The sequence below is a fragment of the Nocardia vaccinii NBRC 15922 genome (genome assembly GCF_001613305.1).
GTDB classification, from domain to species: domain Bacteria; phylum Actinomycetota; class Actinomycetes; order Mycobacteriales; family Mycobacteriaceae; genus Nocardia; species Nocardia vaccinii.
Genome location: NZ_BDCC01000005.1, coordinates 104,032 through 120,540 on the forward strand (window position 1 = coordinate 104,032; position 16,509 = coordinate 120,540).

Here is a 16,509-nt window from a genome sequence, read left to right on the forward strand (position 1 = left end):
CGCGTCACGAGGCGTCCTGCATACTCACAGCTAGTCGACCGAGAGGACCGACGCAGCTCTCCCCCGATCCGAAAGTGCCGAAACGACATGCGAGTCGACGGGCGGGAGATACCGGTCTCCGGCAGCCTCCTGCAACCACACAACCGGCGCACCAGCGACATCCTCCGGGTGATCGCATCCGCTGCGCTGGTGGCGCTGGTCATCGCCGGATCGCTGATCACCCGGCCGCGCTGGGAAGCCCTGGAACGCTCGATCTCGGACATCCTGGGCGTCCTGACCCCGGAACAGTCCAATCTGGTCTACCTGCTGTACGGCATCGCCATCTTCGCCCTGCCGTTCGCGATCCTGGTGCGACTGCTGTTCCGCTGGCAGTGGAAACTGCTCGGCGGATATCTGACCGCCGGACTGATCGCGGTGCTCGCGCTGTCGATCACCGACACCGGAATCTCCGCACCGCGCTGGCATCTGGCCGAACCCCAGCAGCTCAATACGTTCCTGTCTCAATTCCTGGACGATCCGCGCTGGATCGCGATGCTGGCCGCGGTGCTCACGGTGGCCAGTCCGTGGCTGCCCGCGTCCTGGCGACGGTCGTGGTGGGCGGCGCTGCTGGCCTTCGTACCGCTGCATCTGTTCGTCAGCCTGACGGTGCCCTCGCGGGCGATGTTCGGCCTGGCCGTGGGCTGGTTCGTCGGCGCGGTGATCACGCTCGTGGTGGGCACGCCCGCGCTGGAGGTGCCGTTGGACGGCGCGGTGCGGGTGCTCGCCCGGCGCGGATACACCGTCACCGCGATCCGGGTGGTGCGCCCGGCCGGGCCGGGTCCGCTGCTGCTGTCCGCCGATACCGGACCGAATCACCGGCTCACCATCGAGATGTACGGCCAGAATCAGCGCAGCCGCGGCATGTTGCAGCAGTTGCGGCGTTTCGTGGCCTTCCGCAGCAGTGAGCGCACACCCGTCTTCGCATCCATGCGCCGCAGTGTGGAACATCGCGCACTGCTGGGCATCGCGATCGGGGATCTGGGGCTGGCCAACAACAAACCGCTCACCGTCGCGGCCCTCGAACGCGGCTGGACGCTGTACGCGCACACCATCCCGCGCGGGGAGATCCTGTCCATCTCCGCGGGCGAGGAGGTGCACAGTCAGGTGTGGCAGGCGCTGCAGAACATGCATCGCGCCCAGATCTCGCACGGTGATCTTCGGGCCGAGGAGATCCGCATCGCCGACGGGCGGGTGTTGTTCGGCGGGTTCTCGGCCGCGGAATTCGGCGCCTACGACACCCGCTTCCAGGCCGACGTGGCCCAGCTGCTGCTGACCACCGGATCGCTGTTCGGCGCGGAATCGGCGGTGCACACCGCGATCGAGGTGATGGGTAAGCAGGCGGTGATCGATGCCTCGCGGCGGCTGACCAAGGCGGCGATGCCCCGGCTGGTGCGGGCCTCGGTACACGATGCGGGCGGGGTGATGAAGGAGGTGCGCGAACAGGTCCTGCATCAGACCGACGAGGACCGGATCGAGGCCGCGCACATCACCCGGTTCTCCCGCAACCAGTTCATCCAGCTGGTCCTGCTGATCGGCCTGGTGTACGTGGCCTATCCGTACATCAGCCAGGTGCCGACGTTCTTCACCGAACTGCGCACGGCCAACTGGTGGTGGGCGCTGCTGGGCCTGACCGTCTCGGCGATGACGTACGCGGGCGCGGCGATGGCGCTGTGGGGGTGTGCGGGCGGATCGGTGAATCCGCGCAACCTGCTGCTCATGCAGGTCGCGAACACGTTCGCCGCCACGACGACCCCGGCGGGCGTGGGTGGTCTGGCGCTGAGCGTGCGATTCCTGCAGCGCGGCGGGTTGGGCGCGGTGAGGGCGACCGCCGCGGTGGCGTTGCAGCAGGCGGTACAGGTGATCACGCACGTGGTGCTGCTGATCGTTTTCAGTGTGGCGGCGGGGGTTTCGGCGAATCTGTCGCATTTCGTGCCGAGTGCGACGGTGCTGTACTTCGCCGCCGGTGCGCTGCTCGGCGCGCTCGGTGTGACCACCTTCGTGCCCAAGGTGCGGCGCTGGCTGCGCACCGAGGTGCGTCCGCAGCTGGCCGAGGTGGTCAGCGAATTACGTACGCTCGCACACGAACCCAAGCGTCTGGCGATGATCGTGCTGGGCTGCGCGTCGACCACCCTCGGTGCGGCGGCCGCGCTGTGGACCGCGATCGAGGCCTTCGGCGGGCACACCACGTTCGTGACCGTCACGGTGGTGACCATGATCGGTGGCACGCTGGCCTCGGCCGCGCCTACGCCGGGCGGTGTGGGCGCGGTGGAGGCCGCGCTGATCGGTGGCCTGGCCGCGTTCGGCGTATCCGCCGGGATCGGGGTGCCGGCGGTTCTGCTGTACCGCGTGCTGACCTGCTGGTTGCCGGTGTTCTGCGGCTGGCCGATCATGCGCTGGCTCACCGACAGGGAAATGATCTGACGCCGCCTGCCGGGCCGGGGCGGTCGGACTCACCCTGCCGTGATCGCGATCTGCGCCCGGCACGACAGCGAGTCCTTCTCGTCGGCGCCTCACCGCGGCCGGCGCACAGCGGCCTGCACTAGGCCGAATAATCCTTGCGCAGTTCGACTTTCACGACCTTGCCGCTGGCGTTGCGGGGCAGCTCCGGGACGATCACCAGATCCTTGGGGTGCTTGTAGCGGGCCAGATTCTCGTTGAGGAACGGGGTGAGTTCCTCGAGCGTGAGAGTGTCGTCCGGATTCAGCAGGGCGACAACGGCTACCGGGACCTCGCCCCACTTCTCGTGCGGGCGGCCGACGACGGCGGCCTCGTGAATCTTCGGATGCGCGAACAGGACGTTCTCCACCTCGGCGCAGTAGATGTTCTCGCCGCCGGAGATGATCATGTCCTTCTTGCGGTCCACCACGTAGACGAAGCCCTCTTCGTCCTGGCGAACCAGATCCCCCGAGTGGAACCAACCGCCCGCGAACGCCTCCGCGGTGGCCTCGGGCTTGTTCCAGTAGCCCTGCATGAGAGTCGGTCCGCGATAGACGATCTCGCCGATCTCGCCCGGTGCGACATCGTTCATCTCGTCGTCGACGACGCGGGCCTGGATGGTGGGGATGGGCTTGCCGACCGAACCCAGTTTGCGGATCGCGTCGTCACCCTCGAGTACGCAGGTGATCGGCGACATCTCGGTCTGGCCGAATACCGCGACGTTGCGCGCGTTCGGGAAGCAGTCGTCCATCGCGCGCAGCACGGTGTCCGAGGCGGGCGCGGCGCCCCAGCACAGCATCCGCAGCGCCAGCTTGCGGGTCTTGACCGTCGGCTCCTCGCAGATCATCTGCCACTGCACGGGAACGCAGAACGCCGCGGTGGCCTGCTCCCGCTCGACCGCGTCCAGCCATTCGGTGGCGTTGAACGCGCCGAGGGGATGCAGCACGGTAGTGCCGCCCAGCATGAAATACGGTGTGAGACTGCCGAGTCCGGCGATGTGGAACAGCGGGGAGGTACAGAAGCCGATCGAACCTGCGTCCAATTCCATTGCGCGGATACAGGTCAGGGCCTGAGCGTTCATATTCTCGTAGGACAGCACCGCACCCTTGGGGCTGCCGGTGGTGCCCGAGGTGTACATGATCAGCGCCGGGGTGTCCTCCGGGATATCCAGCGGCGCATGAGGTTCCCCCTGCTCGGCGAGCAACTCCTCGTAACCGAGCACACCCTCGTCACTCTGCCCGCCGATGACCACGCAGGTCTGCAGCGCGGGAGCCTGCCCCATCACGCCGGTCGCCAGCGGGGCCAGCATCGTGTCGGTGACGATGGCCTTGGCGCCCGAATCGGCCACGATGTAGGCGACCTCCGGCGGGGTCAGCCGGAAGTTCACCGGCACCGCGATCGCGCCGAGCGCGTTGATACCGAATACGGCCTCGATGTATTCGGTGTAGTTCAGCGCGAGCAGCAGCACCCGATCGCCGAAGCCGACCCCGCGGCGGGACAGCGCGTCGGCGAATCGCAACGACCGCTCGTGGAACTGCTTCCACGTGGTGTCGTGCCCGGAGAACCGGAACGCGACCTGATCGGGACGCATCACCGCATGAGTGGCGACCTGATTGTTCCAGTGGTTGCGGCGCGATCGGATCGGCTCGGCGAGCGACTGGGCACCGGTGGTCATGCACGAACTCCCTTCGGAACCGCCGCACGCTCGCGCACCGGCTGCCCCGATGGCGTCCACGGCTGAACAAGAGTGAGAATACCAGCTAACTTTTTGCCGTGACAAGGATTACAAAGAGTAGTCTAAATACCTCTGGTAACCAGATAAGATACCTGCTCAGATCATTAATTTACGTCGGTCACAAAATGTCTGAACATCGTGACGATACTGAGTGTCTCAGTTAACCACGCAAACACGGACTTACATCAGGGTTGTCCCCGGCGGTCCGGCCATGCCACTATCGACGACATTCGGGCCGGGAGCCGCATACGGCGCGAGCACCAGATCCGACGGCGGCGACGCCCATAGTTCCCGCGGCATCTCCGGGACCGCCGCCGGTCACACTCGAGCAGGAGGACACCGATGTTGCACACCAGGTTCACCGAGCGATTCGGGGTGGAACATCCGATCGTGCAGGGCGGGATGATGTGGGTCGGCAGGGCCGAACTCGTCGCGGCGGTGGCGAACGCCGGTGGCCTCGGCTTCATCACCGCACTCACCCAGCCCACCCCCGACGACCTGCGTCGCGAGATCGCGCGCACCCGCGAGCTGACCGACAAGCCGTTCGGCGTGAACGTCACGATCCTGCCCTCGATCAACCCGCCGCCGTACGAGGAGTACGTCCGGGCGATCATCGAATCCGGCGTGAAGATCGTGGAGACCGCGGGCAGTAACCCCGAACCGTTCCTGCCCTACTACAAGGACGCCGGTATCAAGGTGCTGCACAAGTGCACCAGCGTGCGGCACGCGCTCAAGGCCGAGCGGATCGGCGTCGACGGCGTGTCCATCGACGGTTTCGAATGCGCCGGACACCCGGGTGAGGACGATGTGCCCGGCCTGGTCCTGATTCCGGCCGCCGCCAAGGCCCTGTCGATCCCGATCATCGCCTCCGGCGGTATCGCCGACGCTCGCGGTCTGGTCGCGGCGCTGGCGCTGGGCGCGGACGGGGTCAACATGGGCACCCGCTTCATGTGCACCCAGGAGTCGCCGGTGCACAACACGGTCAAGGAGCAGATCGTCGCGCACACCGAGCGCAACACCCAGCTCATCTTCCGCACCATGAACAACACCGCCCGCGTCGCGGACAACGAGATCAGCCGCAAGGTCGTGGAGATCGAGAAGGCGGGCGGCGTCTTCGAGGACGTGCGCGATCTGGTCGCCGGCGCGCGCGGACGACGCGTCTTCGAGGACGGCGATCTCGATGCGGGCATCTGGTCGGCAGGACAGGTCCAGGGCCTCATCGACGACATCCCCACCTGCGACGAGCTCATCTCCCGCATGGTGACCGAGGCGGAGGGCCTGATCAACGATCGGTTGGCGTCGTTCGTGCGCTGAGCCCGTCCGTGGTGCGACCGGCCGAGGGGTAGGTCCCCGGCCGGCCGCACTCACCTGCGGTGCGAATGTGCCCTTCTCTCAAGCACGTTCGGCGACCGCGTTGAAATCGTGGCTCGCGATGATCTCGATCCCCCGGGGCAGGGCGTGCAGGCGTTGCACGGTTTCGAACGCGCGATCTCGGTCGGCGTCGACGAGCTGTCCGGGCATCGGCGCTTTCTCCCGGATCAGATTGATCTGCAAGGTATTCCACACCGCGTCACCGGCCAGCAGAACATGCGTGCCATCGTTCACGGCCAGCAGGACACCGATGCTTCCGGGCGTATGACCAGCGAGATCCAGTAGCACCACCGAACCATCGCCGAACAGATCGTGACTCGCCGGGAAGGTCAACACCGGCGGCCCCTCGAGATGCAGCGGCCGCACCGCGCGATCGCGCAGCGGCCCCCGCACCACACCGTACGGTGCGGTCTCACCCGTCATCGCCCACTCGTATTCCACTGCGGGAACGCGCAATTCGACCGTTTCGGGAAGTTCCAGCAAACCGGACACATGATCCCAGTGCAGATGTGTGGCAATGGTGAAGTCGATGTCCGAACCGGACAGGTTCTGCCCCGCCAGCGCATCCTCGAGACCGAGCACCGGCTTGCCCGGGGCGAAGAACATGCCCATCGGAAAGGGCAATCCGGGCACTACTCGCTTGTGCACGCCCGCGCACATCGCCGGATCGATCACGAAGCGGGCGCGGGGATGTTCGATCAGGAACGCGCCCATACCCATCGGCAACGTCCCGAGGCTGCGCACGCCCTCGGCGACCAGGGCGGTCGGCGCCGACATGCGTGCCTGCAACAGCGCGGTGAAGCGAACCAGGTTGCGAGGGTGGGGGACTCGGGCGCATTCCAGTCCGGCCAGGAAGTCCGGATCGGGACGCCGGGGACGCAGCAGACGCCGCGGGGTCGCGACGAGGGCAGCGCAGCAGTGCGCGAGGGTGCCCAACGCACCGGCTCTGCCGTCGGAGAAATCGGTCACATCACCACCTTTGCCGAACGTGCCCCATCCGGTGAAAACCGGCCCGGAGCTCGTGTGCTGATTCACAGCGACACCGTAGCGATCCGGATGCGCACTGCAAAGCCCTTCTCCGCGCGCCGAGTTCTCGGCATAATCGACCGAGGTACCTGACGGCCGGCGGCCACCGCCGAATGCGGGGAGGAGTAGCCGTGAGGCAGCGTTCTTCGGTCGAAGGCCGGTCCACCGGACGCCGGTCGGACTTTACCTCCGCGGCGGTGACGGCCATCGCGGAGCTGCTCGCTATCCCCGCTCAGGCCGTATCGGTCAGCACCCCGTTCAACGATCTGGGCCTGTCGTCGGTGCAGCTGGCCAGGCTCACCGCCGTGCTGGAAGATGCACTGGGCGTCGAGATCTCGCTCACCGACCTATTCGATCATCCCGACATCGACCGGCTCGTCGAACATCTAGCGACCCGATGACAGCCGGCTCCGGCGGCACCTCACCGCCCGCACCCGATCCGGGGCAGCGGGATTCGACGACCATGACGGAATCCGACGCCGCCCCCGTCCCCCCGGTCGCGATCATCGGCATCGGCTGCCGCGTGCCCGGCGCGCGCGGCGTCGGCGAACTCTGGCGGCTGCTGCGCGAGGGCCGGGACGCGACCGGAGCGCCGCCGCGCGATCGTGCCGGGGCCCGGCGCGGCGGCTATCTGACCGGACTCGACGCGTTCGACAACGACTGGTTCTCGATCTCGGAACGTGAAGCGGCCCTGATGGATCCGCAACAGCGGCTCGGTCTGGAGGTCGCGGTCGAGGCCCTGGACGACGCCGGGGTCGGGTACCGGGTGCGTGGGTCGCACACCGCGGTGCTGTTCGGCGCGTGCGGGTACGACCACGGCACGGTGGTGCTCGGCGGCGGCGGCCACGATGCGCCGTACGCGGTCACCGGATCCGCGTTGAGCATCATCGCGAACCGGCTGTCCTACGCGCTGGATCTGCGCGGACCGAGTCTGGTGCTGGACAGCGCCTGTTCGTCCTCACTGGCCGCTGTTGACATGGCGATGCGGCTGCTCGCCGACCACACCGTCGAACTGGCGATCGTCGGCGGGGTGAATCTTCCACTGCTGCAACACACCTCGGACTACCTGGACCAAGCCGGCTTCCTCGCGCCGGACGGGCGGTGCAAACCCTTCGACGCCGCCGCGAACGGCTACGCCCGCGGCGACGGGTGCACGGTGCTGATCCTGCAGCGCACGGCCGACGCCCGGCGCGAGGGCAATCGCGTATATGCCGAGATCATCGGCGCCGCAATCGGTTCCGATGGCCGGTCGAACGGCCTGTACGCGCCGAACGGACTCGCTCAGCAGCAGGTGATCCGCCGGGCGTGGGCACGCGCCGGCGCCGATCCCGCCGCGGCCGGATACGTCGAATGTCACGGCACCGGGACGCCCCTGGGAGATGCGGTCGAGGTCGGCGCACTGGCCGCGGTGCTAGCCGAGAGCGAACGGACCCGTCGGGTCTGGATCGGGTCGGTGAAATCGAACCTGGGTCATCTCGAGGCCGCCGCCGGGGTCACCGGAGTTGCCAAGGCGGCGTTGAGTATCGCGCACGCCACGATCGTCCCGAATGTGCACTTCCACACCGAGAATCCGCTGCTGAACCTGGCCGCTCGCGGACTGGCGGTGCCGACCGAGCCGGTCGGCTGGGCGGCGGAATCGGCCATGGGCCGCTATGCCGGTGTCAGCTCGTTCGGATTCGGCGGGACGAACGCGCATGTGGTGTTGCGTGGTGTGGATACCGTCGCGTCACAGCGGATAACCGATCCGCCGGTACTGCTGACGGTGACCGGGCGGGATGCGGACGATCTCCGGGAGCAGGCCGCACGGTCGGCCGAGGCGATCAGCCGGGGTACCAGCTCGCTCGGCGAATTCGCCGCTGCCGCAGCACGATCGATACCCGAGCGGCTGTGCGCGGCAGTCGTCGCCCGCGACCGCGCCGAGGCGGTCGCTCGGTTACTGGAACTGGCCGAGGCCGCCGACTTCGCCCGCGCCCACATGGCGGCGACCGAAACCACACCCACCGCCGCACGCGCGACGGCGACCGATGACACGTCGGCCACGTGGCAATGGATGACACCCAGCGGGACGAGACCCGCGGCAGCCGTTGGAAACACGTCCGGGACGGACTCCGAAACCGCGTCCGCACGAGTCACTACCGCGACACGCACGGCAGACGCGGAACTGTCGTCCGGGGCGGTCGCCCGAGGCGCCCAGGAGGTTCCGGCGGCTGTCGCTGCTCTGGTCCGGGATGCTCTGGTCCGGGATGCTGTGGCGCACACAACGTCCGGCGGCGACGTAGCGCTCACGGGAGCGTTGCACGGGCCGTCCGGGCTGCGGCGCGGGCGGATTCTGCTGGTGTTCTCGGGGCAGGGTGGACAGCATCAGCGGATGGGGCGGGGGCTGGCGGCGCGGTATCCGGTGTTCGCGCGGGCACTCGCCGAGGCCACCGAGGCGGTGACCGCCGCCGGTGGGCCTCGGGTGTGGACGCCGCGGCACGGTTTCGCGCACAGCCTCGAGTCCACCGATACGGTGCAGCCCGCGCTGTTCGTCTTCCAGATCGCTCTGGCGGAACTGCTGGCGCACTGGGGTATTCGGCCCGATGCGGTGGTCGGGCACAGCCTGGGCGAGATCGGGGCGGCGGTGGTCAGCGGCGCGCTGTCGCTCGGTGACGGCGCGCGGATCGCGGTGGCGCGCAGTGCGATTCTGGCGCATCTGGACGGGCGCGGCGCGATGGCGATGCTCGAGGCCACACCCGAGGAGGTCGGGCGGCTGGTGGAACCGGTCCGCGCCCACGTCGCGGTGGCCGCGGTCAACGGGCCCCGGTCGGTGGTGGTGTCCGGGACGCCGCGTTATGTGGAGACACTGATCCGGCGAGCTACCCGGCGCAGCGTCTACGCGCGACGAATCGCGGTGGACTTCGCCGCGCACAGTCCGCAGGTCCACGAGCCCGCGGCCGAACTGCTCGCGCGCCTCGACGGAATCCGTCCGTGCACACCGCGAATTCGGTTGTACTCCACTGCCCGGCCCGGCGCGGTGATCACCTCCGCCGCCCTGGACGCGAGGTACTGGGCCGAGAATGCCGAGCGCACAGTCGAATTCGGGGCCGCCCTGGAATCCGCCGCGGCCGACGGCTGCACCACGGCGATCGAGATCTCGCCGCATCCGATTCTCGCCCCGGCGATCCGGGAGTTTCCGGACTTCCGCGAGGCCACCCACCCGGTGGCCGACCGGGAGGACGAAGCCGCCGCATTTCTCGACGGCATGGCGCGGCTGTACGTCGAGGGCCGAACGCCGGACCGGTCCGCGCAGGGCGCGTTCACCGGCCCGGCCCTCCGAAGGCGTTGGCGGCACGGCGCCTTTCCGCTGGTGACCGACGCCGAACCCGAGCCCATCGCCGAGGAGCTGGGTGACCACGTCGTGCGGGGGGCGCCGATCGTCCCGGCGATGTACTGGGTGCGCCGGCTGCTGCGGATCGCGGGACAACGCACTACGCGGCTGGCGGACTTCACCGTCCACGAACCCACCGATCCGGCCGCCCTGCCCGGTGTCACCGTCCACGCCGGAGCCGAACTGCTCGAGGTGACCGACGCGGTCACACTGGCCACGGCCCGAATCACCGCCGAGCCGACGCCCGGGGAGATCGTCGGCTGGATGCGCGCGATCGATGCACACCGCATGGCCCAACCCGGTATGCGCCCCATCGACATTCGCGAGTTCTACGCCGTGCTGCGCGCCCGCGGACTCGACTACGGGCCCCGCTTCCGGCCCCTTCGCGGTATCGTCGCCGAATCCGGCAGTGCCATCGGACTTCTCGGTCACATACCGTTGGACACCGCGGCCCTCGACGGCTGCCTGCAACTCATCGCCGCCGCCGCGGGCCCGCACCTGCCCGCCCACGTGCTGCCCCTGCCCGCCCGCATCGATTCCGCCTGGCTCACCACATCGCCCGATGTCCTGCTCGCCCAGGCGCACGCCTTCCTGCGCAATGCCGACGCCGACGGCCTGCACTGCGACGTCCTGGCCACCGACCAGCACGGCGCCCCGGCGGCCGCCCTCCTGGGCGTCCACATCCACTACGCTCGCCTCCCCGGCCGGCCGGCGCCACCCGCCGTATCCCCGTACTCCGTCATCAGCGATCCCGTCGCAGGAACGGTCGCTCATTCCCACCCGGCCACAACCGCTTACGAATTGCCGCACGCCGGCCCAACTTCTCCCGGCGAATCCGAAGTGGCAGCCGACGAGGCGAATTCGGATGACCCCACCGGCGCGTCCGGCCGGGCGCGAACCGATATGCCCTGGCAACAGGATTATCGACGGCCCACCGGCACGGCCTTCCAAGGCCCTGCGGCACAACCGGATACATCGCAGAGCTGGTTTTCCGGTGACAGCGCTCTCGTCGGCCGGCACGGTGTCGGCGGTGCGATGGCGGCCGGTACCGGGCGGTACTTCGGCGAATACGCGGATACTGTCGGGGTGCGATCGGGGCGGGGCGGCGGTGCCCATGATCTTGCGCGGGGCCCGTCCGACGGGGAGCGCGAGGTGCTCGTGGCGCACGGACTCGGGCCGGTGTTGCGGCGGGAGACGTGGGTTCGGGTCGGGGTGCCGGATAAGCCCGAGGCGAGCGGGGATTCGCGGATTCGGCGGGCCTTGGTGATCGGCGAGTCCCGGCTGGCGGTGGGCCTGACCCGGACGATGGATCGGTGGGTGCCCGCCGAGCGGGTTGCCCGCGATCCGATCGAGGCGATCCCGGTCGTATCCGCGACGCTCACCGGGCGCGAGCAACCCACCGCGGTGGTCGTGGTGTGGCCGGCGGTATCCGCCCCCGGATCGGCGGTGGGGGAGATCGGTCGGGCTCTCGAACTGCTGCAACGAATTCAGGAGTGTGACGCCATGGCGTCACTGACCGTGGTGCTGCGCGATCGCCGGAGCGTGACCCAGCAGGGTATCGCCGGATTGGTGCGGTCGTTGCAGCTGGAATCGGGACGGCCGGTACGGCTCGTGTGGGCCGGGACCGAGCGGGTCGAGCCGGGCCCGCTGACGGGCCTGACATTGTCGGCCGAGGGTCCGGACGAGGTGCGGATCGGGCCCGGCGGCGTGCAGGCCAGGCGCTTCGAGCCGGTCTCCGTCCTCGCGCGGCCGGTCGAAATCCAGCTTGTGGGAGCGTATGTCGTGACCGGTGGTCTCGGCGCCCTCGGCGCGGTGGCCGCGCGATGGCTGCTGGACCGCGGCGCCGGGGACGTGGTTGTGCTGACTCGCCATCCACGTCCGCTCCCGCCGCTGCTCGAGGGCCTCGAGGACCGGATCGTGGTGCTGCGCTGCGATGTCACCGATCCGCGCGATCTGGCCAACGCCCTGCACGACATCCGCGAGTGCGGCGCACCCATCCGCGGCCTGGTGCATTCCGCGGGCTCCTTGCACGACGCCGAATTCGGGTCTGTCACAACAGATCTACTCGCCTCGATGTTCGAACCCAAACTGGCCGCTACCGCAGATCTGCTCGACCTGACCGCCGCCGACCCGATCGATTTCGCCCTGCTGTTCTCCTCCGCGACAGGCGCTCTGGGCGCACCCGGCCAGGCCGCCTACGCCGCGGCGAACGCCGCCCTGGACGCCCTCGCGGAATCGCGGGCGAACCGCAGGGTGCTCAGCATCGGCTGGGGCAGCTGGGAATCGGGTCTCGCCGCCGTCGCCGGCGGTGCCGAACATCTCCGCCGCGCGGGCATCACCCCCTTCACCACCGCACGGGGCACCGCGGTCCTGGACGCCCTCCGCGGCTACCCCGGCCCGCATGTCCTGGCCATGGACTACACACCGACCACGGACGATTCCCCCATAGCCCGCCGCCTGCGCACCGCCCTGCCGACGGCTTCCCAGCCAACCCGATACCGCTCGGGGCCAGGGCTTCCCGGTCCCGCGAGCCGGTTCGATCCGAGCCATGCGCCGTACGACCGAACGGACCCGGACGACAACTCCGGCGAACCGGCCTACTTCGGCGCACCCGCAGCTCGGATACCGGGGAACACCGGCGCGCCCGGAAGCGATTACGAATATGCCTACGGGCCGACAAGTCCAGCGGGCGAGGACGTTACCGAGGAAGGCTCGATCGGGTCGGCAGCGGATCAGCCCTCGGTACCGCCCGCGCAGGACGGGTCCGCTGCGAATGTGCCGGTAGCACAGGTGATTCGAGCTGCGCTCGCCGCGACGCTGGGTATCACCGCGGAAAGTATCGGCCCGGAAGTGGAATTCACCGGGCTGGGACTGTCCTCCCTGCTGGCGATCGAATTGCGCCGGACGCTCGAGGCACGGCTCGGGGTTCGCATCGCGACCGCCGAACTCTTCGAGCACCCCACGGTGGCGATGCTGGGGACGGCACTGGCCACGCGACTGTCCCACGCCGGTGGCGAGACCGGATGAACGGATCGCTCGACGCACTCGCTGCGGCGGTCGCGCGATGGGCCGCCGAACGTCCGGATGCGCCCGCGTTCACGGCGCTGTCGTATTCCGGTCGGGAATGCCGCTCGGACACCCTGACTTTCCGCGGGTTGCACAATGCGGCAGGTCTTCTCGGTGCGAGGATCGGCGCGGTGACAGCTCCGGGGGATCGGGTCGCCATACTGTGCGATCACAGCCTGAACTATGTGGTGGCGTTTCTCGCCTGCCTGTACGGTTCCCGAGTGGCCGTACCGTTGTATCCGGTGCAGGGCCATCGCAACGCCGATCGTCTGGCGGCGGTCCTGGACGATGCGCGACCGAGGCTGAGCCTGGTCGAGCCGGGGAGTGAAATACGCACCGCGGACAGCGGCTTCGCGGTAGGCAGCGTCATGCCCGTTGCCATCGAGCGCGCGAACGTCGCGGTTTCGCCAGAACCGGCCACCGCCCACCCGGCCTATCTGCAATACACCTCGGGCTCCACGAGAAATCCTGCCGGGGTACAGGTCTCGCACGCCAATCTCGTCGCGGCACTCGACCAGCTGCGCAGCGGAATGCCCGTGGTGAATGACAAGCCCATCGTCACCTGGCTGCCCTTCTTCCACGATATGGGACTGGTCTTCGCCATGTCGCTGCCGCTGTACACCGGTGTGCACGCGGTTACCCTGCCCCCGGCCGAATTCGCCAAACGCCCGATCCGCTGGCTGCGGGCGTGCGGCGACTACCGGGCCGGAGCGACCGCAAGCCCGAATTTCGGTTTGGCTCAAGCGGTTTCGGCTACCACACGGCAGGAGCGGGCCGAGCTGGACCTGTCCGAGCTGGAACTCGTACTCAACGGCGCGGAGCCGATCCGGGCCGATGTGCTGACGACATTCACGAAAACTTTCGCGCCCCAAGGTTTCCGGCACAGCGCCCACACCGCCGGATACGGCCTGGCCGAAGCGACCCTACCGGTCGCCTTCGGCGCACCCGGCGAACCTCCCGCGACGGCCGAATTCGACCGCGCCGCCCTGGCCGACGGGCACGCAGTCCTCGCCGAGCCCGGCGCGGGAATCCGGCTGGTCGGCTGCGGCACACCTGCCGGCCAGCACATCCGCTTGGTCGATCGGTCCGGAACGCGGGTGGCCGCGGGTGCGGTCGGGGAGATCTGGGTCCGCGGCCCGAATGTCTGCGCCGGATATTTCGGCAAACCACACGAGACGGCCGAAACTTTCGGCGCGCGAGCCCCCGGGGAATCGGAGAACTGGCTCCGCACAGGCGATCTCGGCTTCCACCACGACGGACAGCTCTATATCGCGGGGCGGCTGAAGGATATGATCGTGCTCGCGGGCCGCAACCACTATCCGGCCGATATCGAAACCACCGCGGCCGATTCCGCGCCGGAGGTGCGCACCGGCCACATCACCGCATTCGGTGTGGACGACGGTACCCACGAGGCCCTGATCCTGGTCGCCGAGCTGAACGAGCCTCCCGCCGATGCCGCCGAGGTGGCCCGCCGGATCCGCGCCGCCGTCGCGTCCGCGCACGACATCGCACCCGCCGAGGTGGTGCTGGTCGAGCGCGGACAGATCCCGAAGACCTCCAGCGGCAAATTGCGCCGCGGCGAATGCCGAATCCGTTACCGCCGGAACGAGTTGGTCCGCGTCGGAGCCTCACCGAGGGTGTAAACCTGATCCACACCCATCCACAGATCGTGGCGGAGGAGCAACGATGGCTGCTGCCAATCCCGTGCGCGGGCTGGACGAACCCGAAAAGCACGACTATCCGGCGGCGGCAGGCTCCCTCGAACTACTCGCCGACCCGCGGCCGACCCTACTGCCGCCGGACGATCCGCATGCCCGCGCCGACCCGGGCAAGATCTCAGCAGGTAATGCACTGTCTCCGATTCCGCTGGTCCAGGGCGATCCGACCGCCGGAACTCGCGCCCGGATCGGCAACGGCTACGACCGCACCTGCTCTCACGCCGACGAGAACATCCCGATCCGCACCGGGCTCACAGCGCTGCGCGGCGACGACGGACGGGGTGCGCGGGACTCGGGAAAACAGCGGAAGCGGAAGAAGTAGTGCGGTGACCTTCTCCACGCTCGCCCTGGTTCTGGCGCTCGGCTTGGCCGGGCCGCTGCTGTCCTGGCGCGCGAGCTGGCAGATCCCGGTGATCGTCGGTGAGTTGCTCGCCGGGGTCGTTCTCGGCGGGACCGGTTTCGGTGTGCTGCATCCCGGCGATCCGATCTTCTCCTTCCTGGCCGATATGGGCTTCGCACTGGTCATGTTCGTGGCGGGCACGCATGTCCCGGTCCGCGATCCGGCGGTCCGCTCGGCGCTGAGGGTCGGGGCGTTGCGTGCGGTACTGGTCGGATTGTTCGCCGCGGCGGCCGGATTCGCCCTCGCGAGTTGGTTCGGCACCGGGCACGGCGCGGCCTACGCGGTGTTGATCGCCTCCTCGTCGGCGGCATTGACGCTGCCGATCATCAATTCCCAAGGGCTGCAGGGAAAATCCGTATTGGAGCTGACCGCGCAGGTGGCGATCGCCGATACCGCCTGCATCGTGGCCTTGCCCTTGGTCATCGATATCTCCCAGGCCGGTCGCGCGGCACTCGGCGCACTGGCCGTCGCGGCGGGCGCGGTCGTGCTGTTCTTCGTCCTTCGCAATCTGGAACAGTCCGGACTGCGCCGTCGCGCCCACAAGATTTCCGAACAGCGGAAGTTCGCACTGGAATTACGGGTCAGTCTGACCCTCCTGTTCGCCCTGGCCGCGCTGGCCACGCGGACGCAGGTCTCGATCATGTTGGCGGGCTTCGCGGGCGGACTCGCGGTTGCCGGGGTCGGGGAACCTCGGCGAGTCGCGCGGCAGCTGTTCGCGATCACCGAGGGATTTCTCGGTCCGTTGTTCTTCGTCTGGCTCGGCGCCCGGCTGAACCTGCGTGAATTCGCCGATCGGCCGCGGTTGATCCTGCTCGGACTCGCACTCGGCGCGGCGGCGGTACTCGCCCATGTGCTGATGCGGCTGTTGGGTCAGCCGATCCGATTCGGCGCGTTGGCGGCCGCGCAGATCGGCGTGCCGGTCGCGGCGGTCACGGTCGGCACCCAGTTGCACGTGCTCGAGCACGGTGAGGCAGCGGCGCTGATGCTGGGTGCGCTCGTCACCATCGCCGTCGCCGCGGTCGCCGCGGCCTCGGCGGCGCGGTCCGTCCACAGCGGCAGCTGAATTCACCCCGGTCGGGTTCGCCGGAGATACACGACGCTCCTGCCCGGCAGGCAAACCTCGGGCAATGCGAGATTTGCGCTGTCGAGACCCGCCGAACAGCCGCAGGGCCGACACTCGGCGGTCGCCGCTCCCAGCATGTCCGAATCGAATTCGGGGCAGCGACACCGAATCCGCTGCAGTTATGTGACGAAGATCACTCAATGAATTTCGCGGTCAACCGTGACCGACTGCACCGCAAGGGAATATCGGGAACAAGACGTCGACCAGTGCAGCGCACTGCCACTCCGG

Annotated in this window: 9 protein-coding genes; 7 read left to right on the forward strand and 2 right to left on the reverse strand. The window is 68.6% G+C overall.

Annotated features, from left to right (window positions below):
* Positions 1-87: 87 nt before the first annotated feature.
* Positions 88-2,460 (forward strand): lysylphosphatidylglycerol synthase transmembrane domain-containing protein, encoded by a 2,373-nt coding sequence (locus NV1_RS01490; RefSeq protein WP_067884650.1) that lies wholly within the window; start codon positions 88-90, stop codon positions 2,458-2,460.
* Positions 2,461-2,578: 118 nt separating this feature from the next.
* On the opposite strand, the gene fadD5 is transcribed toward NV1_RS01490, so the two are convergent.
* Positions 2,579-4,150, reverse strand: coding sequence for a fatty-acid--CoA ligase FadD5 (fadD5, locus tag NV1_RS01495; protein WP_067884652.1), 1,572 nt, complete (start codon positions 4,148-4,150; stop codon positions 2,579-2,581).
* A 402-nt stretch (positions 4,151-4,552) separates the two neighbouring features.
* Here fadD5 and NV1_RS01500 point away from each other — a divergent pair, with 402 nt between their 5' ends.
* The gene (locus tag NV1_RS01500) at positions 4,553-5,524 is read left to right on the forward strand and encodes an NAD(P)H-dependent flavin oxidoreductase (RefSeq protein WP_174557394.1); all 972 of its coding nucleotides are present in this window, start codon (positions 4,553-4,555) and stop codon (positions 5,522-5,524) included.
* A gap of 78 nt (positions 5,525-5,602) precedes the next feature.
* On the opposite strand, the gene NV1_RS01505 is transcribed toward NV1_RS01500, so the two are convergent.
* On the reverse strand, positions 5,603-6,616 hold the full coding sequence (locus tag NV1_RS01505; RefSeq protein ID WP_245713501.1) for an MBL fold metallo-hydrolase: 1,014 nt from the start codon (positions 6,614-6,616) through the stop codon (positions 5,603-5,605).
* A 122-nt stretch (positions 6,617-6,738) separates the two neighbouring features.
* Here NV1_RS01505 and NV1_RS01510 point away from each other — a divergent pair, with 122 nt between their 5' ends.
* The 5 genes from NV1_RS01510 to NV1_RS01530 are packed head-to-tail and all read left to right on the forward strand — an operon-like array spanning position 6,739 to position 16,221.
* Entirely contained in the window at positions 6,739-7,008 is a 270-nt protein-coding gene (locus NV1_RS01510) for an acyl carrier protein (RefSeq protein ID WP_067884654.1), read from the forward strand.
* The gene (locus NV1_RS01515) at positions 7,005-13,001 is read left to right on the forward strand and encodes a type I polyketide synthase (RefSeq protein ID WP_067884656.1); all 5,997 of its coding nucleotides are present in this window, start codon (positions 7,005-7,007) and stop codon (positions 12,999-13,001) included. Before NV1_RS01510 ends, NV1_RS01515 begins: the two co-directional genes overlap by 4 nt.
* Entirely contained in the window at positions 12,998-14,683 is a 1,686-nt protein-coding gene (locus tag NV1_RS01520; RefSeq protein ID WP_067884657.1) for a fatty acyl-AMP ligase, read from the forward strand. The genes NV1_RS01515 and NV1_RS01520 overlap by 4 nt, the downstream gene beginning before the upstream one ends.
* A gap of 43 nt (positions 14,684-14,726) precedes the next feature.
* Positions 14,727-15,080: a hypothetical protein gene (locus NV1_RS01525; protein WP_067884659.1), complete on the forward strand. Its 354-nt coding sequence runs from the start codon at positions 14,727-14,729 to the stop codon at positions 15,078-15,080.
* 4 nt (positions 15,081-15,084) lie between these two features.
* On the forward strand, positions 15,085-16,221 hold the full coding sequence (locus NV1_RS01530) for a cation:proton antiporter (RefSeq protein ID WP_067884661.1): 1,137 nt from the start codon (positions 15,085-15,087) through the stop codon (positions 16,219-16,221).
* The last annotated feature ends 288 nt before the right edge of the window (positions 16,222-16,509 follow it).

Excerpts from the sequence above, each read along its gene's own strand:
- NV1_RS01490 (WP_067884650.1), top strand. The coding sequence starts at position 88 with ATGCGAGTCGACGGGCGGGAGATACCGGTCTCCGGCAGCCTCCTGCAA.
- fadD5 (WP_067884652.1), bottom strand. The coding sequence starts at position 4,150 with ATGACCACCGGTGCCCAGTCGCTCGCCGAGCCGATCCGATCGCGCCGC.
- NV1_RS01500 (WP_174557394.1), top strand. The coding sequence starts at position 4,553 with ATGTTGCACACCAGGTTCACCGAGCGATTCGGGGTGGAACATCCGATC.
- NV1_RS01515 (WP_067884656.1), top strand. The coding sequence starts at position 7,005 with ATGACAGCCGGCTCCGGCGGCACCTCACCGCCCGCACCCGATCCGGGG.
- NV1_RS01520 (WP_067884657.1), top strand. The coding sequence starts at position 12,998 with ATGAACGGATCGCTCGACGCACTCGCTGCGGCGGTCGCGCGATGGGCC.
- NV1_RS01525 (WP_067884659.1), top strand. The coding sequence starts at position 14,727 with ATGGCTGCTGCCAATCCCGTGCGCGGGCTGGACGAACCCGAAAAGCAC.